This is a genomic window from Polynucleobacter kasalickyi, assembly GCF_900176405.1.
Lineage (GTDB): Bacteria > Pseudomonadota > Gammaproteobacteria > Burkholderiales > Burkholderiaceae > Polynucleobacter > Polynucleobacter kasalickyi.
On sequence record NZ_FWXJ01000004.1, the window covers coordinates 33107 to 52805 of the forward strand.

Below are 19699 nucleotides of genomic sequence, written 5' to 3' on the forward strand. Positions count from 1 at the left end.
TTTTAATCAATTTGGGCACCTGAAATTTTTACAGCTTTGGCCATTTTAAGGCTTTCTTCGGCCATTTGATGGCTAAACTCAGTTGGTGTATTCGTGATGGGATCTGCGCCAAGATTAGTGAAAATTTGTTTCATTTCTGGACTATGTACAGCATTGGCAAAGATACCATTAATTTTCTTCACCAAATCCGCTGGCATTCCCTTAGGGCCAATGACTCCATTATATAAAACGAAATCGTAGCCGCTTAAACCTGCTTCAGAAAGAGTTGGAACGTCTGGGTTTGAACTAATTCTCTTTAGAGTAGTTACTCCAAGACCTGTTAGTTTCTTACTTTGTACTAAGGTAATGGCTGGCGGCATACTAGAGAAAGTAAAGGCTACATCACCAGCTAAAACAGCTTGCGTAGAAGCTGAACTACCTTTAAATGGCACATGTACCGGTTGAATACCAACCATGCGATTAAAAGTTTCCGCTGCCAAATGAGTAACCGCACCGTTACCTGAAGAGGAATAAGACAAAGAATCCGATTTTTGTTTTGCTAAGGCAATAAACTCTTTTAAGTTATTTACTTTCAAACTGGGATTAGTAACCAACATCAGTGGCGTGGAGGCAACCAGAGTGATCGGCGAAAAATCTTTAAGCGTATCGTAGGACAATTTTTTATACAAACTCGCATTAATTGCATGGGTCGTCATATCTTGTAAAAAAATCGTATACCCGTCCGGGGATGCTTTACTAACAAAGTCAGCAGCAATCGTAGTACCCGCACCAGGTTTGTTTTCCACAATGACAGCTTGACCCGTTTGTTCTGTAATTTTTGCAGACAAGGCTCTAGCAATTACATCAGAAATACCACCCGTTGCAAATCCGACAATTAAACGAATGGGCTTAGATGGATAAGCTGAAACCTCTTCTGCTGAGCAGGGGTTCAACGTCATTAAACCAAGTGTTGTCAAAAAGATGGCTGGTAACTTACTAAAGTAATTTGACATTTTTTTCCTTAATTTGATTCATGTAGATAGTTGCTAGTTGGTTTGCACTTAGTACTGAAATTTACAGTATCTTCTGATTTTTGGGTAATGTCTCTAGGGTCAACGAGCATATTTGGGTGCATCTGAAATTTAAATTGGTGATAGCACCCTATATTTGCACCGAATTGGTGAATGATGAGATAGGGTAGTTGTGTTTACCTGTTCGCTCACGCTTTGGTCAGTACTATTACCAATTGCTGAGGCGGGGCACGGGGAGTACATTCAAAAAATAATAAGGAGACAAAGATGACCCGTTTAATAGTTAATGGTCGTACGATTGAGGTAAATACGGAGCCAGATACCCCCTTGCTGTGGATCCTGCGTGAACAAATTGGTTTAACTGGAACTAAATTTGGATGCGGCATTGCGCAATGTGGTGCATGTTCCGTTCATCTGAATGGTCAGTTAATGCGTTCGTGCATTTATAAAATGTCGATGCTCAAAGATGGCGATCAGGTTACCACGATAGAAGGTCTCTCAGAAAGTGCCTCTCATCCTGTCCAAAAAGCTTGGGCTGAGATCGATGTCCCTCAATGTGGTTATTGTCAGTCAGGCCAAATTATGGCGGCAGCTGCATTGTTAAAAAATAAACCGAATCCGAGTGATGAAGACATTGACAATCAAATGACGAACATTTGTCGATGCGGCACTTACCAACGAATTCGTCAAGCAATTCATACGGCGGTAGGTCTCGCAAAAAAAGATAAACAGGCTTAGGAGACTTTCATGACAATCCCAAAAGATTTAGAAAAAGGGCCTGAAGTGCAAAATCTGCCCCGCAGAAAATTTATTAAAAATTCAACCGTCCTAACCGCAGGATTTGCCTTTGGTTTTCAAATTCCTTTTGCATCAGATGCAAAAGATACCGCACTTGAAGTGAATGCCTGGGTAGTGATTGAACCCGATGATACTTGTATCATTCGGATTGCAAGAGTGGAAATGGGGCAAGGAACTTTAACGGGTTTAGCCCAACTCGTGGCCGAAGAACTCGATTGCGACTGGCAAAAAGTAAAAACAGAAAAAGTATCCTCTAATGAAAATTTAAGCAGAAAAAATGTCTGGGGCGATATGTTGACCGTTGGTAGTTTTGGTCTTCGTTTCTCACAAGATTATGTTCGTCGAGGGGGTGCCACGGCCAGAGCCCTCCTGCTGCAAGCAGCTGCCAACGAATGGCAAGTGCCAGTTTCCGAACTAACTGTCACTGAGGGGATTATTCGTCATCCCTTTTCAGGGAAAAGTACCAGTTATGGCAAGGTTGCACAAGCAGCTGCAAAATTAACCCCACCTGACGCCAAAACAATTGCATTGAAAAACCCTAAGGACTGGAAAATTGTTGGGCAGCCTCTAAAGCGTTTGGATACTAAAGATAAATTAGACGGCAGTAAAATTTATGCCGTTGATGTGCAATTACCTGGAATGTTAAATGCCATTTACATTTCGGCCCCCGTTTTCGGTACAAAAATTAATTCTTTTGATTCTGCTGAGGCATTCAAGATGCCTGGTGTTAAAAAAATTACTCAAATCAACAACGAAGCCTTTGCCGTCATCGCAGACACTTGGTGGCACGCTAAAGTTGCCAGTGAAAAAGTCAAAGTGACATGGGATGAATCGAATTTAGGTCTGACTAGCGATTCTGTGATTCACGCATACTTAGAAAATGGACTTACATCAAACGAAGGTGTTTACGTTTTCCGAAATGATGGTAATGTCGAAAATGATTTATCAAGGGCTGTTAAAAAAGTAGAAGCTACTTATTCAGCACCTTTTTTAGCGCACGCTACCATGGAGCCTATGAATTGTGTCGCTAAAGTTACCGCCAATAGAGCTGAGATTTGGGTTCCTACGCAAGACCCCCAAGGAGCACAATTGGCGATGTCTAAAACGTTGGGCTTACCCTTGGATCAATGTATTGTGAATCGCTATGATCCAGGCGGAGGATTTGGCAGGCGTGGCCGGGTCTCAGATTATGTAATTAGTGCTCTGGAAATCGCTAAAGAAATGCCGGGGATTCCGATTAAGATGATCTGGACTCGGGAAGAAGATATGACTCATGGTCAATATCGTCCAATCACTCAAGCAAAGTTATCAGCGGGTTTAGATGATAAAAATAATCTAACTAGCTTAAAGATTCGTATCTCCGGCCAATCTATTTTTGCTTGGCGTAATCCGACTGCGAATATGACGGGATTTAAGGATGATTTTCAGTTGCAAGGATTGCATGGCGACCCTAAGAGCGATCAACAACTTTGCTATAAACCGCCCCATGTAAAAGTTGAATGGGCAATGAGAAATACTCATGTGCCAGTCGGTACTTGGCGGGGTGTTAACGTCCCACAAAATTCATTTTATGTTGAGGCGTTTATGGAGGAGGTTGCTAAAGCCGCTAAGATGGATTCTTATGCGTTTAGAAAGTCTTTAACCCATCATCCCAAACAACTAGCAACGCTTCAATTGGCAGCTGAAAAAGCCAATTGGGGAAAACCTCTACCTAAAGGTGTCTACCGTGGCATTAGTCAATTCATGAGCTATGGTACTCACTCAGCTTCAGTAGTTGAGCTATCCGTTGATAAAAAAGGTCAAGTCAAAGTTCACCGTGTCGTTTTAGTGGTTGATTGTGGCTATGCGGTCAATCCTGGACAAATTGAAGCACAAGTTGAAGGTTCAATAGTCTATGGTTTGAGTGCTGCAATGTGGGGGGAGTGCACCATAGAGCGTGGTCGTGTAAAACAAAAGAATTTTGATACTTATCGTGTCTTAAGACTGGCAGAGATGCCTAAAGTTGAAACCTATATTCACTCGACGGGAGATAAAATTTGGGGAGGAATTGGTGAACCTACCATTGCGGTAGTAGCACCAGCTGTAGTAAATGCAATTTACGCAGCAACTGGAAAACCGATTCGTGATTTACCGATTAAAAACAACCCACTCATTTAAATAATAAATAAGCTGCGCTGCTTCTATGAATTTACAGCAATTAAGATACTTGTGCGCAGTGGTTGAAACCAAGTTTAATGTCTCGAAAGCCGCTGAGAGACTTTTCACTTCTCAACCAGGCATCAGTAAACAAATACAACTTTTAGAGGGAGAGTTGGGCGTTTTATTGCTAGTTCGAAAAGGTAACCGCATCATCGGCTTAACGCCTCCAGGTGAAGAGGTTTATGCTGTGGCCCAAAGGATGTTAAGTGATGCCCTGAACTTAAAAAGAATCGGCGAAGAATTTTCAGCGAAGAACGAAGGTTCACTGGTTGTTGCTACCACCCATTTGCATGCTGGCTATGTACTCCCCAAAATCATTAAAAAATTCAGTGAAATGTATCCACAGGTCAGTGTCAATTTAAGACAATCTGATCCCCATCAAATAGCTCACTGGATTTGTTCTGGTGAAGCAGATATTGGTATTAGTGCCACCTTTGATGAAAGTCCTGAAGAGCTCATTTTATTTCCTTACTCAACGATTGAACGTTCGATCTTAGTACCGGAGGGTCATCCCTTATCTCAGCTAAAAAAAATCACTCTGGAGAAAATCGCACAATATCCAATTATTTCTTTAGACGCTAATTTTGCTGGTGGTTCAGGAATCAAACAGGTTTTTGAACGGCATCATTTAAAACCCAATTTTGTCCTAAGTGCCACAGATACAGATGTCATTAAAACCTATGTAGAAATTGGTCATGGTATTGCCATTATTCCCACGACAGCCTATGACACTATTCGTGATAGTGGCTTAGTCATTTTGGATGCTAGTGAATTGTTTCCAGCGATTCCAATTTTTATTCAAGTGAGAAGTGGTAAATACCTACGGCATTTTATGGAAGAGTTTATTACGATGGTTTGCCCTAATTGGAATGGTGAGCATCTTAATGGGGTTCTTTATAACGAGAAGTAATGTATCAGAATGAAAAGTTCTTTTTCGGTTGATAGATAAAAAGATATGATTTGAAAGAATAATTCAGGAGACTTTATGAAAGATGCATCTTATTTAATTAATCTTCTCACGAAGAAAGTCGTTTTGATTTTGTGCATGACGTCTTTCATTGCTGTAGCGCAAAATTTTCCAGAAAAGCCGCTGCGGGTGATTGTTGGACCGGGACCTGACAGTCTAGCAAGGATTACTGGGGAGAAAATTGCGGAGGACTGGGGGCAGGCTGTCGTAGTTGAGGCCAAACCAGCTGCCGGAGGTATCGTTGCAGGAGATAGTGTTGCAAAGTCATCCCCTGATGGCTATACCTTACTCTTAAGCACAGGTTCATTCACGATTAATAGTGTTTTGCAACCCAAAATGCCTTACGATTTTCAAAATGATTTAGCCCCTGTAAGTTTGTTGGCTACATTACCCTTTGTCTTAGTTGTTAATGCATCATCCCCCATCAAGTCCTTGAAAGAGTTAATTGCTAGTGCCAAAACACAGCCAGGCAAATTAAACTATGCCTCTTCAGGGAGTGGCACTCCAGCCCATTTGGCCGGAGAAATGTTGAAGCAAATGGCGGGTATTGATATTTTGCACATTCCCTATAAAAGTGCTGCGGCTGGCGTTACAGATTTGTTAGGTGGGCAAGTTAATTTTATGTTTGTACCAGCACCATCTGCATTACCATTTATAAAGTCTAATCAATTAAAGGCTTTAGCAGTTAGTAGTCCTAAAAGATATTCTGTTTTACCAGAACTTCCAACGGTGGCAGAAGAAGGCTACCCAAGTTTTGCGATTGTGGGTTGGAATGGGATTCATGTACCAGCAAAAACCCCGAAAAATATCATCGAAAAACTCAATAAAGAGTTTGTTAAAGTAATGCACCAAAAAGAGGTGCAAGTTAAAGCAATCGCAGCAGGCTTTGAGCCAATGGGTAGTTCTGTAGAAGAGTTTTCCCAATTTGTTAAAAGTGATATTAGCCGCTCAAGTGAAGTCATTAAAACTGGCAACATTCAACCTTTTTAAGAAAATTTAAAATGACAATTAAGATGCGCCCCATTAGACGCATAGTAACGGGCAATGATGAGCAAGGCTTATCTGGGGTTCTTTACGATAGTTATGCACCGAATGTGAATGTTGGAACGATTGCTGCTAGTGCAGGCATGACGGACATCTGGGTTTATGAAAATTTGCCTGCAATTGTAGATGGAGCCCGCGATGATGGTAATTTACCTTTTTCATTTGATCCACCTGCTAATGGTGGACATTTACGAATTGTTCAATCGGCAAGTAAACCAGAGAATTATGATCCTGCTCTAGATACTACGGCGGTCCCTTTGCATGAACCTAGACTCAGAAAAAATGGTCACACCTGGGATCGTGGTGGGCAAAATGCCTATAGTTCACCGATTCATCAATCAGCAACGATTGATTATGGTGTTTTATTAAGTGGTAAACGGACTTTAATTTTAGATGATGGCCATCGCGAGTTGTTGCCTGGGGATGTTGTCGTTCAACTCGCCAATTGGCATGGATGGACCAATCCTAGTGATACAAGTTTAATGGCATTCATCATGATGGGTGGCGTCGGCAAACCAAAGAAAGAGGAAGTTTGAGATGGTACGAAGAATCGTAACAATCGATAATGATCAAGATCGATCTTTTGCTTTAGCAGATGATCATCTCCAGAATCCTTTATTAGACCCCGCGCGACCAGGGTTTTTTAGACAAAAAATTTGGTTAACTGACTCTAGTCCAGCGGTTATTCATGATCTTGCATGGATTGATGATGTGCCGGAATTGCTTGAACCTTTAGCTGGCGGCAGTATTTTTCATATTTATCAATTTCCACCTGATAGGGTATGGTTAGAGAATATTGACGCCAAAAAAATTGCAAGTTTCTATAAGTCGGTGAACGCCGAACATGCTATGCAGACGGAGCAGAATTTACATCCCTATTTACAAAAGACACAAACTTTAGACCTTTGTGTCATTTTAAAAGGTGAAATCAGTCTCATCTTAGATAAGGAAACTGTTGTATTGCATGAGGGAGATACGGTGGTTCAAAGAGCAACGCGCCATGCCTGGAGCAATCACTCTTCAACACCCTGTGTAATCGCTATTTCATCGCATTGCGCGAAATAAACAGTTAGATAGTCACTCGATAGATACAACGATCGCTACTCGTAATATAGAGTAAGTTCGGATTTGTTTGACTGAAGGTGATTCGTTGTGGAACACCATGGTGAAATGGAATACCCTCTATCAGATTGCCATCTTGGGAAAAGATATAGATGGCTGGTGTCATACCGGACTCTAAATCTCCAGCACTAGCGAAGATATTGCCAACTTGATCTTTGCATAGGCCATGAATTCCACCATGGATAAGTTTCCCATCACTGCCAAAGCTATGTAAAACCCGATATTTTCCTAACTCGCCATTTGCTAGGATAGGATAAGCTCTCAACTCTCTATTTTTTGAAACAGTACTGGGATTTTCAGAAACATAAAGGGTTTTCTCATCTGTTGATAAGAGAATCGCTTTAGGAACTTCAGTATCAAAACTCATTCTTCGAATCGTCCAATGACCAATCTGATCTTTCTCTAGACGCATAATGGATGCGTGCGGCAATGGCGGAAAAATTTGTGGACCAAATGCTTGTGTACCACTATGTGGGTCAGAAAACCAAACGCGATTTTTTGAGTCGATCGACAAATCATAAGGATGGTTATGAATTAATCCTTCAAAACGCGTTGCGGTAACATTCGCGCTACCATTCGGTTGTAATTGGATAATCCTTCGACCACCTTCTTGACAAACAAAAATACTACCATCCTTGGCTAGTGCCATCCCGTTCATGCGCCCAGTATAGGCTCGAAACGTATTGGTGGAATTTGTGCTTGGATGCCACTGTTGTAGAAGTAGTTCATCCATTAAGCTAAATAAAAGGGTATCTTCATACCAAAGAATCCCACCTAAGTTGCTATTAAATGGCCCTGCTATTTTTTCAAATGTACGATTCATAGTTTATTGTTCCTACCAAGTTTCAATGCCAGCAACTTTTAAACGCGTACGATATACATTGTTAAAAGTTGTTACGTACAAAGACTGCCAATCGCTGTCTCCCCAGGCCATATTGGTACAGTGGCCATGAATCTTTAATTTTCCTAATAGTTTGCCAGCAGGACTAATCACATGAATTCCACCTGGTCCAGTACAGTAAACATTTCCTAGACTGTCCACTTTCATTCCATCGGCTACCCCATCTTCATCACCTGAAAGTTGGTAAAACAATTTACCTGGCCCCATGCTGCCATCAGCCTTTACTTCAAAAGATCTAATTTGAGCAAGTTTGGTGTCATTCACATAGAGTAATTTTTCATCTGGAGAAAATGCTAATCCATTTGGATAAGTACAGTCCTCGATTGCGAGACTTACTACCTGGCCATCTGGAGATAGTCGGAACACTCCTTGAAAATCAAGGTAACGTTGGACGTCTTGAGCAACCATCCCAGGGATCACGAGACCACCAGCAGAATCTGTCCAATAGATGGAGCCGTCGGATTTCACGACAATATCATTCGGACTATTAAATTTCTTGCCATCATAATGTGAGGCAACTGTAGAAATTCTGCCATCAGTTTCAAAACGAAGTATTTGACGATTACACCAGCCAGCGACTAATAAACGTCCCTGTAGATCAAAGGTCATACCGTTCATATGACCAGACGGATTTAATACGATTTCTTTACCAACACCAGGCTTCCATTTCCAAACCTTACTGCCGATGATGTCCACGAAATATAGTTGTTGAGTTCTTTTGTCCCAAACAGGACCCTCGGCAAAAGTGAATCCCTGAGCAATATTATCTAAGGTCGGGTGGGGATCAATAATATCTAAAAATTCAGGGGAGCAAATTTCAATATCCATAGGTATCCTTTGGTGTCCAGGCTTTTTTAGCAAATGCTTGTACATCACTAATAACATCAATCACAACAGGTTTATTAAGAGTAAAGGCGTGTTGTAAAGTTTCTTCTAGTACATTTGGATCAGTAACTCGAATACCTACACAGCCTAAAGATTGCGCTAACTCGGCAAAATTAATCGTTTCAAATTGCCATAATGCTTTCAAGTCTGCATTACTCGCTGCTTCCTTACTTCCGTACGCACTATCCCATAAGGGAATTTCTTGGTTGAGGGCACCATTATTGTTGACGACAACAACGAGATTGATGTTGAATCTAGCAGCTGTCTCCAACTCCGCAATATGATAGTAAAAAGCACCATCGCCAGTGAAACAAACGACTGTTTGATCGGGCAGTGCACATTGCACGCCCATGGCTCCTGGGAATCCCCAGCCCATCGATCCAGCACAACGTATATAGGATTGAGTAGCGTGTTGAAGTTGCACCATCGCACCTGTCCACATCCCAGAATGTCCAGTATCCGAAACAACGACACCATCTTTTGGCAAAGTATTAGAAATTGCCTGACAAATACGTTCTGGTCGAATGGGAGTATTATTCGAATTTAATAATGCAGAAAAATCATCGCGCCATTTTTTTACTAAAGATTGGGTATGTTCCACCCAAGGGGCGAAGCTTTTAATGCTGGAACTAGAAAATTTTGGACCATTTAAATAGTCGATTAACTGTTGTAAAACAGCCTTTGCATCGCCATTCAACGATACTGAGTTAGGGTAGTTGCGGCCTAGTTCAACCCCTTCAATGTCGAGTTGAATAACTGGAGTTCCGGTTGGTGGAACGGCCCAATCGACCGTAGTTTGACCACCGGTTTTACTACCGATAAAAAACACTAAATCTGCTTCACAAACTGCTTTGTTGGCACATTCTCTAGAGTAGGATCCAACCACACCAACTGATAATGGATGACTATCAGGAATAACTGCTTTGCCGTTAAGTGAACAAGCGACTGGAATACCAAATTGCTCAGCGAAGGCAATTAACTCTGCTTGTGCCCCAGAGGAGATGACACCACCACCAGCAACAATAATGGGTTTAGAGACTTTTTGTAGGAGTTCTATACTTGCTGCAATATCTTCATCAGAGGCTTTGGGACGAAAGGCAGGAGTTTTAGAAAATCTTTTTTCTGTTAGTGGATTGAAATCGCTTGTGCCATTCGCAATTTGACCATGAGGTCCTTTAATCTGTAAATGGACGGGGCCAGGTGTGCCTGAAGTTGCACTTCTGAAGGCTTGACGAATTAAATCGGGCATTCTAGAAATGTCGTCAATTCGGGCATTAAATTTAGTTACGCTATCAAATTGACTAAAGTCTTCAACTTCTTGATAGCCATTTTTATAATGCGCATTGGTTGGAGGCCCACCTGTAATAGCAATCAGAGGTGCTGATGCCATATAAGCATCGCGTAGGCCAGCTGCAAGATTGGAGCCACCAATTTGTTGTGACATGCAAATACCTGGTTTACCACTTGCTCTTGCATAGCCATCGGCCATATAGGCAGCTGATTTTTCGCCATGGGTCATGACGCGTTTGATACCCATGTTTTCCATTTCGGCGAGCCCACCTAGCATAATCGCTGGGATATAAAAAACATGGCTTACATCGTAATCTCTTAGCATCTCAGCAAATAAGCGTGAGCCTGTCATTTGCGTCATTTTGACTCCTAAAAATAGTTATGCTTCAATCATACTAAAATTGAATTTATAGGTATAGGAACTCTTAGTTATAGAACTATATTTGTTGAATATGGTTCTATGCTAACTAATGAATCAGCTATTTTTGCCATGATAATATAAGGTATTAAAAAATTATTAGGAGATAGCAATTCATGAAGTTAATGGATATTGCCAAAGTGATTCGTAGTAAAAATGCAGGTCCTCGATGCACTACTTTAGATATTATGTTTGCTAATGCAGAAGACTTTGAGCGTGCTTGTTCTAGTAAAAATTTGAGCAAAAAATCGATATCTGAACTATATGGTGTTGAGGAAGGTCAAATTAAAGAAATTCAATACCCTATTTCAAATGCAATTAAATTTAGCATACCGCGTAAAGTTACAGCCGGCGATCCTGGCGACAAGGATGTGTATGGAGCTCAACAACATGCCAGATTATTTCATCTTGAGATTGATTAATTTTTATCTAGAATGAATTTCTAAATAACTGGAAAGTAAATATGAGTGCTACTGGAAAATTAATTCAAGAATTTGCTGGCAGACCAGCTTATCGGCCCTTAAAAATTGTAGGTGCTTCTGGTCAATTAGGCTATGGCATTCCCACACCGGCCTTTCAACGAGGTCTTGATAACTGTCCTGATCTCATTGGTTGCGATATGGGCTCTATCGATATTGGTCCTTATTATTTGGGTAGTGGTCAAATGGCGACTGCGAGAGAGTCAACTAAAAGAGACTTGCGAAAAGTTCTTCTTGGAGCAAGAAAGCTCGATATCCCATTGATCATTGGATCGGCTGGATCAGCTGGTGCTAAGCCACACTTAGATCAAACAATTGAATTAGTTCGTGAAATTGCCAAAGAAGAAGGGCTCTCTTTTCGACTAGCCATCATTCCTGGGGATATTCCTAAATCAATCGTGGAAAGAAGTATTTTGCGCCGTGAAATTATTGGTGTTGATGGCATGCCTGATTTATCAATAGAGGAATTAACGCTCACTACCAACTTAGTTGGTCAAATGGGCTTAACCGATTTTCAAACAGCACTTGAATTAGATGTCGACGTATTGATTGCAGGTCGTGCATGTGATACGGCTATTTTTTCAGCCTTACCCGTTTTACTTGGGTTTGATATTGGTCTTTCCATTCATATGGCAAAAATAATCGAATGTGCTTCTTTATGTTGTACGCCTGGTGGAAGGGACTCAATTTTAGCCACATTAGATAAAGACTATTTTGAACTTGAAAGTATGGCGCCTCAGCGTAAAGCTCTACCAATATCGATAGCTGCACATAGTCTTTATGAACAAAATGACCCTTTTACAATCATTGAGCCTGAAGGCTATGTCGATTTACATTTAGCAAAATATGAACAAATTTCAGATCGTTCCAGCAGAATTAGTGGCGCAAAGTGGGTAGAGGCAAAGAAAAAAACGATTAAGCTAGAAGGCTCCTCAAAAGTGGGTGAACGTGCTGTTTTATTATGTGGTGCTGCTGATCCGAAGTTTATTGCGAATCAGGAGATGATTCTTCATGAAGTTGAAAAAATTGTTGAGGAATTGGTTTGCGAGGATACGCCCAAAGACTATCAACTTTACCCAAGAATTTATGGAATCAATGGTGTCACCGATCGACCTCTTCAAGCATCGGTTCCAGATGAAGTCTTTTTAATGATTGAATGTATCGCTCCAACTTTGGAAAGGGCATCTGAAGTAGTTCGTACTACCAAACAATATTTACTTCATTACGGCTATCCTAATCGCCTATCAACGGGAGGAAATATTGCCTTCCCATTTACACCACCAGAAATATCCGTTGGTACAGCCTATAAATTTAATGTTTACCATATTATTGATATTCATGGTGATGAAAATTTGTTTCAACCTACTGTCATTGAATTGTGACAGCAATAGGATGTTTATTCTGCCTTAATGCTGTTTTCTTTGATCAGCTTGGTATACATCGCCAGTTCCGATTTAATTTGTGCTGAGAACTCCTCGGGAGTATTGCCGATGAGTTCGTTACCCCCGTCATTTACTAATCGCTTAATGACCTCAGGATTTTTTATAACTTTAGCGATTTCCGTTTGTAATTTTTGGATAATCAATGGGTCTGTTTTTGCTGGAGCAAACATTCCCTGGAATTGACTAATGTCATAGTCCTTAAAACCCAACTCAGCTAAGGTTGGTACATTAGGCAGATTGGTTGCTCTTTTGGCACTAGTAACTGCAAAGACCCTCATTTTGTTGCTTTTGATCATAGGTAGGGCTGTCACAACAGCTTCAAATGTAAACGATAATTGACCACCCAAAAAGTCAGTCCATATAGCAGCACCCCCTTTATAGGGTACATGAATTAGTTTTGTGCCGGAGACTTGTTCTAACCGAACGCCTGCTAAATGACCACCTCCTCCAATCCCTGTCGAGCCATAACTAATGGTTTCTGGAGCATTTTTCGCAACATTGATGAGATCTTTCATATCCTTAATAGGTGATTCTTGTCGAACAGCAACGGCATATTGAAATACGGTTAGGTTACTCACTGGTGCTAGATCTTTAACTGGGTCATAGGTCATTTGTGGATAAAGTGCCGGCGCTATGACGATTGGTCCGCTAGCCGCAACAACTAGGGTATAGCCATCGGGTGGAGCTTTAGCCACCATAGCAGTTCCGATCATGCCATTAGCACCAGGGTAGTTTTCTACCACAATCGATTGACCAAGATTTTCTGAGAGTTTTTGACAAATGACGCGAGCGGTTATGTCCGCAGCCCCACCAGCAACATAAGGAACAATTACTTTGATCGTACGATTAGGGTAATTGGACTGCGCAAAAAGATTGAATGATAAATTACTAAGTAGTAATAATAAGATGAATTTATAAATCATCATGTCTCCAATGTAATAATAATTACTTCAATATTAAACGCTAAACTTCAACAAATCAAATGAGGAATGAATCGTGAACCAACGCTGGAAGGTGAGGCCCGAAGGGTCAAATTGGGGAGACTTTGGAGAAGATGATCCCTATGGGCGCATTAATTTAGTTACCCCTGAGAAACGTCTTGCAGCAATCAAGGAAGTGATAACTGGGATCACTTTTTGCCTAAGTCTGCCTTTAGATCGGCCTGGTGGAATGGTTTTAAATGATCATCGCAAGGCTCCAGAATTTCATCAGGTTTTTAGACACGGCCATAAAGTATTTAACTTAGAAATGGAAAAGTTTGATCAACGCATCGTCGATGTAAGTTCAGATGAGGCGGTCATGCTATATAGTCAATATTCAACACAATGGGACGCTCTTGCTCACAAAGGTTCTCAGTTCGATGTGGATGGTAATGGCATAAAGAAGAAAGTTTTTTATAACGGTTGGCAAATCGTTGATGACAATAACCAAGGAACACAAGGAGAACTCGGGGCTTATCATCTCTCTATTGCGAATTTGGCTGAGAAAACAGTGCAGGGTAGAGGAGTGATGATTGATTTTCAAAAGCACTTTGGTTACGAAAGAGTTTTTGTAAACTTTGCAATGCTTCAAGATATCTTTAAAAAGGATAATATCGTTGTTGAGGAAGGTGATATTGTTTGTTTAAATACGGGGTTGGGTGAGTTAATCATGAATAGTCCAGCTAGTGGTCCAGATCCCTCCATTAAAACAGCTTGTGCCGTTTTGGATGGTGCTGATCCGCAAATTTTGCAGTGGATTACTGATAGTGGTCTAGTGGCAATTGCCTCTGATAATCTTGCCATAGAGTCTTCATCCACTCTTGGTATTCGTCACCATATTGGCGATTGTGGTTCGATGTTGCCAATTCATGAGCACTGTTTATTTAAATTGGGGATTCATTTAGGAGAACTATGGTACCTAACAGAGTTAGCCAATTATTTAAAGGAACATCAACGCTCTAGGTTTTTATTAACAGCTCCACCGCTTCGTCTGCCAGGTGCTGCCGGTTCCCCCGTCACCCCAATTGCGACAGTTTAAGTGACGGATGGTTTAAACAGGATTACTGAATTGGTAAAGTTGAGCTGGATTCTTGACTAGAATTTTTTGCATCAAGGTTTCGCTTTCAGTCCAATCGATCAGTAAGTTGGCAAGATGACCATCATTGGCTAGCATGTTTTTTGCGCTAACATGTGGCCAATCGGTGCCCCACACAAGTCGATCAGGCATGATTTTCATCATCTGTTGTGCAATTAGAGCGACATCGCGATGTAAGGGGAAGTCAGCTGATGAGAAATAGTTTGCTGATAACTTAGCCCACACATGATCATATGAAAATAATCGCATTAAAGCATGATAGCCTTCTGAATCTTTACCAAGAGAAGCATCTACACAACCATAATGATCAATCACTATTGGTATCGGTAGTCTAACTAATTCGTCAATAATTTCTGGTTGATTACGCACATTCACAAAAAACTGTAGATGCCAATTCATTTCCTTCAATCTTGGCGCAAGTACTCTAGCATCTTCCAGAGTTAATCCTGATGTTGCAGAGGCCGTGTTGACGCGTATGCCACGAAAGCCTAAATCATGAAGTCTGAATAATTCTTGATCGGAAATGGCAGAATTCACAACAGCAACTGCTCTTAACTCAAATAATCTGGATTGAAGCGCTTCTTCAATCAACAGATTATTCGTACCATAAACACTTGGTTGTACTAAAACTGCGCGCTCACAACCAATTTTTTTTAACATCTTAATGTAGTCTTCTAGAGGATTAAGATGTGGAATAAAGTGGGTCTCCGCCTTCATTGGATATTGATGAAGTGGCCCAAAAATATGGGCGTGGCTATCACATGATAACTTTGGGAATTGTTTTTTAGGTTCCCAAGTATCTGCTATTGGCGGCGCTACATTTGGTTCTAATGCCATGACTTTAACTTGCTTGTCTTTTTTCTACAGTATTTGCTTCAATTTCGTAAAATTCTGTCAGGCTGATGATGTCTTCCACATCCTGACGCGCCGTCACAAATTCAGCATTCGATAAACCTGTATATTGTCCAGTCTCACGTAGCTCACTTAACATTTGCTTCATAAAGTGAAATGCACTACACAACACTACTTGGGCTTCAATACAAGCAACATATCCCATTTCAATGAGTTCTTGACGACTAAACAAAGGTCTACCATCTCGATTGCCACGACTTTGTACATAAATCAGCGGGATTTTGCAGCGTTTGGGTGCTTGAACTGCATCATCTAAATTTCGAGGAAATAACAAACCCAAATCTGCCCCTACATCAGCTGCTGCGTTAATTCGAAAAACTGCTTCGTCTAAGCCCGCTGAGCGACAAGTATCTGTCCTTGCAATAATTACAAAATTTGGATCTAACCGATCTCTTTCTTTACAAGCGTAAGAAATTTTTTCGATATATTCTTCTCTAGAAATTCCATGAACAACGTACTTGTGATAATGTGCGCGCTTTGGAAATACTTGGTCTTCTATGTGGATACCAGCTACCCCGGCACGAATAAATTCACTAACGGTTCGCATGGTATGAAGTGAATCACCCCAGCCTGCCCCAGCGTCTGCGATGAGCGGAATATTGACTTTGCCAGTAATGTCTTGAGCCATTTTGACTTGTTCGGTCATTGTCATTAAAGGCTCAGTAATTGCTGACGCAGCTCCAGAGACATAGCCTCCAATAAATACTGCTTCGAATCCAAGTGACTCAACTAGTCTTCCTTGTAATGGATCTGAAACAGAGGGTAAGTGTAGAAAGGTTTTCTTTTCAAGCAGCTTACGCAATTGCAAAGTTGTATTTGACATAGTGTGTATTTTGAATATTAATTATTTTTTAAATAAAGCCTTAAGAACTTAGTCTTTATGAAAAGTTATTTAATCGGCGAAAATTCAGTTGGTTCCATAAATACGGACTGTGTCTTAACGACAATCGGGCCATTTGCCATCGAGGCTTCTCGTGCAGCCATCCACTCGGGGTCTTTTTGAAAAGCTTCCCAATTTTTTTTCGCCTGTTCGCGACTTGCATGCGAAACGATATAAATTAAGGTATTAGGTTGATCGGTTGGTATCCAATAACCGATATTAGTGATACCGTGTCTTTCAAAAAAACGTGTAGTATGATTTTTAAAGCGTGCAACTACATCGCCCAATCTATTTTCGTGACTAGTGTAGGTTCTAAGTTCAAAGACGCGTTGTTGGTTGCTGGTTTGTGCAAATACGCTTGTAGAAGTCAGTGCAGAAATGCACAGACTAATGCTAAGTAATACCTTTAAAAGTGATTTCATAATCTGTTGTCTCCAGAAAAATTGTTTTATTTATTTTTACAACTCAATCCATTCTAACGAAAAATTAACATGATGGGCATTTATCGAGCATTCAAAGAGTACGTTAATAAAATAATTCGATTTAGTAAATTTAAGGTGTATGTCTTATGGTTCGCCTTAAAAAGCCCGCATACCCCTAAATTTATTAAATTTTTTGGATTTATCGTTCTTGTTTATGTATTAAGTCCAATTGATTTAATTCCTGACTTTATCCCGATACTTGGATATTTGGATGAATTAGTTTTAGTGACCATGATGGTAAGTCTTTGCCTCTATTTTATTCCTGTGGATGTAATGGATGAATCCATTGGGATGGCTAAAGATCTCATTCAAAAACAACAGCGTTTACCGAAACAGACTTTAGGCATCTTCCTCATTTTAATGATTTGGGTTGGGGTTATTTGGTATATCGCCAGCCAAACGAATGCTCTAGAATATTTCAATAAATAAAAATTGATGGAGGCTCGTTTGATACAACCTAAAAATGATGGTGATGATTTTTCTTTGCCTGAATTAAGGCTTAAGCCAATTTTTTTGCTGTTATCGATGTTGCCAATCTTGGCTCAAGCACAATCTCTTTCTAATCCCCAATTCGTGCCTCAGCAAAGCTTGCCTCAGATTGATATTATTGCGACTACCCCAATGGGTAGTTCAGGCATTCCCCTAGATCGATTTGCAGGCAATGCCCAAATTATTGGGAACAAAGATATTTCCATAGACTCTATTAGTGTTGCGGAGACTTTAAATGATCAAGGAAATTCCATCTTTATCAACGATACCCAAGGTAACCCTTTTCATGTGGACTTAAACTATCGTGGTTTTACCGCCGCTCCGACTCTAGGGACTCCGCAAGGACTATCTGTATTTTTAGATGGCATCCGTATGAATGAACCCTTTGGTGATGTCATGGCTTGGGATTTAATCCCACATATCGCCATCGCCAACTTATCTTTAATTCCAGGGTCAAATCCCGTATACGGTATTAATACCTTGGGTGGTGCAATTGCATTAGAGACCAAATCAGGTTTTAGTTATACACAAAATGAAGCCAAGGTATCAACGGGTTCTTATGGACGTGCCTCATTGGATGCGCAAACAGGGGGTAATAGTGATGGCAATGCCTATTATTTAGGCTTCACGAGCTTCAATGAAGATGGTTGGGCCATGAATACACGTAGTCAGATTAGACAAGCTTTTACCAAGTTTAGTCATCGCAGTGAAGATGTTGGATTAGATGTCTCGATGATGTATTCGGATAACAATCTACGAGGAAATCAAACAGTCCCCTTATCAAATCAAAATCAAGCTGAATTAGGTTACAGTCATCCGGACTATATGAGTAGTCAAAACTTGATGTTGAATGTAAAAGGAACTTTTAATGTAGATACTTTTAACAATGTTGAAGCCTCTGTTTATTATCGAAAAATTAATCGAAGCATGTTCAATAGTAATATTTTTGCCTGGCTAAAAGATCCAGCAACCAACAATACTGAAAATTGTTATCTGACGGTAGACTGTCCCGCATCTAATATCTTAACTAGTGTTTCTCAAAATATTGTAGGTATGAACTTTGAGTGGTCGAATAATCAGCCCATCGGGGAGTTGAATCAAGTGTTTACGATTGGCGGAAACTTGGAGTATGGCAATACTGCGATGTCCAATTTAGGTCAAAATTCATTTATTAACACTCAAAATAATAACGAGTCAATTGGCCTTGGGCCTCAACTTGCCCAAGCACAAATTGATTCAAAGAATCAACGTTTTGGCATGTACCTAGCAGACATTATTAGTCTGAACGATTCGCTGAACCTGAATGTATCGGCAAGATATGATTATGCAAAAATTAGTTTAAGTGGCGCTTCCTGTACAGATGTCAATTTATGTAATAACTTAGAATTGATTCCTGGCGTAAACAATGGCGTGAGTGATGTTTCAGGCACGCATACCTACCAAAGAATTAATCCGGCGGTTGGTTTGAATTACCAAGTGAATCCAGCGCTTACAACTTTTATCAGTTACTCCGAGGGCTTTAGAACCCCATCGGCCATTGAGCTTGCTTGCGCAGATAGTTTGAATCCTTGTAGTGGGATTCCCAATTCATTTGCTAGCGATCCAGAATTAAAGGCAGTAGTTTCTAGAACAATAGAAATTGGCTTTAGAGGCAAAGTTTCTGATGCTTTGTCCTGGCGTGCTGCAGTTTTTAATAGCGACCTAACCGATGACATCATTTTTAATCAAACCAATGCGAATCAAGGATATTTTGCCAACGTAGGCAGTACCCGTCGAAGTGGGTTAGAAATAGGTTTTAATGGTAATCAACAAAAGTGGGATTATGCGGTAACCGGGAGTTATGTCGATGCAACTTTTCAAAGCCCTTTTAATCCAGCGAACGCCAATAATAGTAGTTGTATTGCGCAAGGCGGTTGCAGTGCTGTGAATGTTCAGCCAGGAGCGCATATCCCTAATATTCCGGCACTGATGTTCAAGGCAAAACTTTCCTATCAATTCGCCCCTTCTACTAAATTGAGTACACAGATTCTTGCGCAGGGCCCTTCTTATGCAAGAGGCGATGAAACGAATACAGATATCAATGGACAGGTACCAGGCTATATGGTTGCGAAGTTATCAGCAACGCATCAATTAGATAAACATTTGATGTTGTTTGGTAGTGTCAATAATTTATTAGATCATCGGTATTCTAATTTTGGAAATTTAGCGACCAATAATATTGGTAGTGGCAATGCAGAGCAATTTCGTAGTTTTTCATCTGGTCGGAGTATCGTACTAGGTATTAATGGAAAATTTTAAAACCCTT

At 40.6% G+C, this 19699-nt stretch carries 19 protein-coding genes; 11 read left to right on the forward strand and 8 right to left on the reverse strand.

All coding sequences use genetic code 11. The annotated features are described in order from the left end of the window. Positions 1-2: 2 nt before the first annotated feature. Entirely contained in the window at positions 3-992 is a 990-nt protein-coding gene (locus tag B8983_RS04820) for a tripartite tricarboxylate transporter substrate binding protein (RefSeq protein ID WP_084283008.1), read from the reverse strand. 285 nt (positions 993-1277) lie between these two features. On the opposite strand from B8983_RS04820, the gene B8983_RS04825 reads away from it, so the two are divergent. From B8983_RS04825 to B8983_RS04850, 6 genes are all read left to right on the forward strand, one after another. Then, on the forward strand, positions 1278-1748 hold the full coding sequence (locus B8983_RS04825; RefSeq protein ID WP_084283009.1) for a (2Fe-2S)-binding protein: 471 nt from the start codon (positions 1278-1280) through the stop codon (positions 1746-1748). Positions 1749-1757: 9 nt separating this feature from the next. Continuing rightward, entirely contained in the window at positions 1758-3965 is a 2208-nt protein-coding gene (locus tag B8983_RS04830; protein WP_084283010.1) for a xanthine dehydrogenase family protein molybdopterin-binding subunit, read from the forward strand. 25 nt (positions 3966-3990) lie between these two features. Next, a complete protein-coding gene (locus B8983_RS04835; protein ID WP_084283011.1) occupies positions 3991-4917 on the forward strand; it encodes a LysR substrate-binding domain-containing protein in 927 nt (308 codons plus the stop codon). Positions 4918-4992: 75 nt separating this feature from the next. Further along, a complete protein-coding gene (locus tag B8983_RS04840) occupies positions 4993-5964 on the forward strand; it encodes a Bug family tripartite tricarboxylate transporter substrate binding protein (RefSeq protein ID WP_084283012.1) in 972 nt (323 codons plus the stop codon). Between the two features lie 11 nt (positions 5965-5975). Next, positions 5976-6554 (forward strand): cupin domain-containing protein, encoded by a 579-nt coding sequence (locus B8983_RS04845; RefSeq protein WP_084283013.1) that lies wholly within the window; start codon positions 5976-5978, stop codon positions 6552-6554. A 1-nt stretch (position 6555) separates the two neighbouring features. Further along, a complete protein-coding gene (locus B8983_RS04850; protein WP_084283014.1) occupies positions 6556-7083 on the forward strand; it encodes a cupin domain-containing protein in 528 nt (175 codons plus the stop codon). Positions 7084-7087: 4 nt separating this feature from the next. Here the strand turns inward: B8983_RS04850 and B8983_RS04855 are convergent, their stop codons facing one another. Genes B8983_RS04855 through B8983_RS04865 form a run of 3 tightly spaced genes read right to left on the reverse strand, consistent with a single transcriptional unit; the run spans position 7088 to position 10577 of the window. Beyond that, on the reverse strand, positions 7088-7963 hold the full coding sequence (locus tag B8983_RS04855) for an SMP-30/gluconolactonase/LRE family protein (protein WP_084283015.1): 876 nt from the start codon (positions 7961-7963) through the stop codon (positions 7088-7090). Positions 7964-7975: 12 nt separating this feature from the next. Continuing rightward, a complete protein-coding gene (locus B8983_RS04860) occupies positions 7976-8869 on the reverse strand; it encodes an SMP-30/gluconolactonase/LRE family protein (RefSeq protein WP_159460815.1) in 894 nt (297 codons plus the stop codon). Next, on the reverse strand, positions 8859-10577 hold the full coding sequence (locus B8983_RS04865) for a thiamine pyrophosphate-binding protein (protein ID WP_084283017.1): 1719 nt from the start codon (positions 10575-10577) through the stop codon (positions 8859-8861). Before B8983_RS04865 ends, B8983_RS04860 begins: the two co-directional genes overlap by 11 nt. Positions 10578-10750: 173 nt before the next feature. Here B8983_RS04865 and B8983_RS04870 point away from each other — a divergent pair, with 173 nt between their 5' ends. Together B8983_RS04870 and B8983_RS04875 are read left to right on the forward strand one after the other, a co-directional pair. Further along, a complete protein-coding gene (locus tag B8983_RS04870; protein ID WP_084283018.1) occupies positions 10751-11056 on the forward strand; it encodes a DUF4387 domain-containing protein in 306 nt (101 codons plus the stop codon). Positions 11057-11097: 41 nt separating this feature from the next. Continuing rightward, entirely contained in the window at positions 11098-12495 is a 1398-nt protein-coding gene (locus tag B8983_RS04875) for an acyclic terpene utilization AtuA family protein (RefSeq protein ID WP_084283019.1), read from the forward strand. 14 nt (positions 12496-12509) lie between these two features. On the opposite strand, the gene B8983_RS04880 is transcribed toward B8983_RS04875, so the two are convergent. Then, complete coding sequence (locus B8983_RS04880) at positions 12510-13481, reverse strand: Bug family tripartite tricarboxylate transporter substrate binding protein (RefSeq protein ID WP_084283020.1); 972 nt, start codon at positions 13479-13481, stop codon at positions 12510-12512. 67 nt (positions 13482-13548) lie between these two features. Between B8983_RS04880 and B8983_RS04885 the strand changes: the two genes are divergently transcribed. Further along, on the forward strand, positions 13549-14574 hold the full coding sequence (locus B8983_RS04885) for a cyclase family protein (RefSeq protein WP_084283021.1): 1026 nt from the start codon (positions 13549-13551) through the stop codon (positions 14572-14574). 12 nt (positions 14575-14586) lie between these two features. On the opposite strand, the gene B8983_RS04890 is transcribed toward B8983_RS04885, so the two are convergent. The 3 genes from B8983_RS04890 to B8983_RS04900 all read right to left on the reverse strand — a co-directional run bounded on the left by B8983_RS04890 (position 14587) and on the right by B8983_RS04900 (position 16845). Beyond that, positions 14587-15468, reverse strand: coding sequence for an amidohydrolase family protein (locus B8983_RS04890; RefSeq protein ID WP_084283022.1), 882 nt, complete (start codon positions 15466-15468; stop codon positions 14587-14589). Positions 15469-15472: 4 nt separating this feature from the next. Beyond that, the gene (locus B8983_RS04895; RefSeq protein ID WP_084283023.1) at positions 15473-16366 is read right to left on the reverse strand and encodes an isocitrate lyase/PEP mutase family protein; all 894 of its coding nucleotides are present in this window, start codon (positions 16364-16366) and stop codon (positions 15473-15475) included. Positions 16367-16431: 65 nt separating this feature from the next. Beyond that, positions 16432-16845: an NIPSNAP family protein gene (locus tag B8983_RS04900; RefSeq protein WP_084283024.1), complete on the reverse strand. Its 414-nt coding sequence runs from the start codon at positions 16843-16845 to the stop codon at positions 16432-16434. A 69-nt stretch (positions 16846-16914) separates the two neighbouring features. Here B8983_RS04900 and B8983_RS04905 point away from each other — a divergent pair, with 69 nt between their 5' ends. Continuing rightward, on the forward strand, positions 16915-17334 hold the full coding sequence (locus tag B8983_RS04905; protein WP_084283025.1) for a YkvA family protein: 420 nt from the start codon (positions 16915-16917) through the stop codon (positions 17332-17334). A gap of 18 nt (positions 17335-17352) precedes the next feature. Beyond that, positions 17353-19692, forward strand: a complete 2340-nt coding sequence (locus tag B8983_RS04910; RefSeq protein ID WP_159460816.1) for a TonB-dependent receptor — start codon at positions 17353-17355, stop codon at positions 19690-19692. The last annotated feature ends 7 nt before the right edge of the window (positions 19693-19699 follow it).

Excerpts from the sequence above, each read along its gene's own strand:
- B8983_RS04820 (WP_084283008.1), bottom strand. The coding sequence starts at position 992 with ATGTCAAATTACTTTAGTAAGTTACCAGCCATCTTTTTGACAACACTT.
- B8983_RS04825 (WP_084283009.1), top strand. The coding sequence starts at position 1,278 with ATGACCCGTTTAATAGTTAATGGTCGTACGATTGAGGTAAATACGGAG.
- B8983_RS04830 (WP_084283010.1), top strand. The coding sequence starts at position 1,758 with ATGACAATCCCAAAAGATTTAGAAAAAGGGCCTGAAGTGCAAAATCTG.
- B8983_RS04835 (WP_084283011.1), top strand. The coding sequence starts at position 3,991 with ATGAATTTACAGCAATTAAGATACTTGTGCGCAGTGGTTGAAACCAAG.
- B8983_RS04840 (WP_084283012.1), top strand. The coding sequence starts at position 4,993 with ATGAAAGATGCATCTTATTTAATTAATCTTCTCACGAAGAAAGTCGTT.
- B8983_RS04845 (WP_084283013.1), top strand. The coding sequence starts at position 5,976 with ATGACAATTAAGATGCGCCCCATTAGACGCATAGTAACGGGCAATGAT.
- B8983_RS04850 (WP_084283014.1), top strand. The coding sequence starts at position 6,556 with ATGGTACGAAGAATCGTAACAATCGATAATGATCAAGATCGATCTTTT.
- B8983_RS04855 (WP_084283015.1), bottom strand. The coding sequence starts at position 7,963 with ATGAATCGTACATTTGAAAAAATAGCAGGGCCATTTAATAGCAACTTA.
- B8983_RS04860 (WP_159460815.1), bottom strand. The coding sequence starts at position 8,869 with ATGGATATTGAAATTTGCTCCCCTGAATTTTTAGATATTATTGATCCC.
- B8983_RS04865 (WP_084283017.1), bottom strand. The coding sequence starts at position 10,577 with ATGACGCAAATGACAGGCTCACGCTTATTTGCTGAGATGCTAAGAGAT.
- B8983_RS04870 (WP_084283018.1), top strand. The coding sequence starts at position 10,751 with ATGAAGTTAATGGATATTGCCAAAGTGATTCGTAGTAAAAATGCAGGT.
- B8983_RS04875 (WP_084283019.1), top strand. The coding sequence starts at position 11,098 with ATGAGTGCTACTGGAAAATTAATTCAAGAATTTGCTGGCAGACCAGCT.
- B8983_RS04880 (WP_084283020.1), bottom strand. The coding sequence starts at position 13,481 with ATGATGATTTATAAATTCATCTTATTATTACTACTTAGTAATTTATCA.
- B8983_RS04890 (WP_084283022.1), bottom strand. The coding sequence starts at position 15,468 with ATGGCATTAGAACCAAATGTAGCGCCGCCAATAGCAGATACTTGGGAA.
- B8983_RS04895 (WP_084283023.1), bottom strand. The coding sequence starts at position 16,366 with ATGTCAAATACAACTTTGCAATTGCGTAAGCTGCTTGAAAAGAAAACC.
- B8983_RS04900 (WP_084283024.1), bottom strand. The coding sequence starts at position 16,845 with ATGAAATCACTTTTAAAGGTATTACTTAGCATTAGTCTGTGCATTTCT.
- B8983_RS04905 (WP_084283025.1), top strand. The coding sequence starts at position 16,915 with ATGATGGGCATTTATCGAGCATTCAAAGAGTACGTTAATAAAATAATT.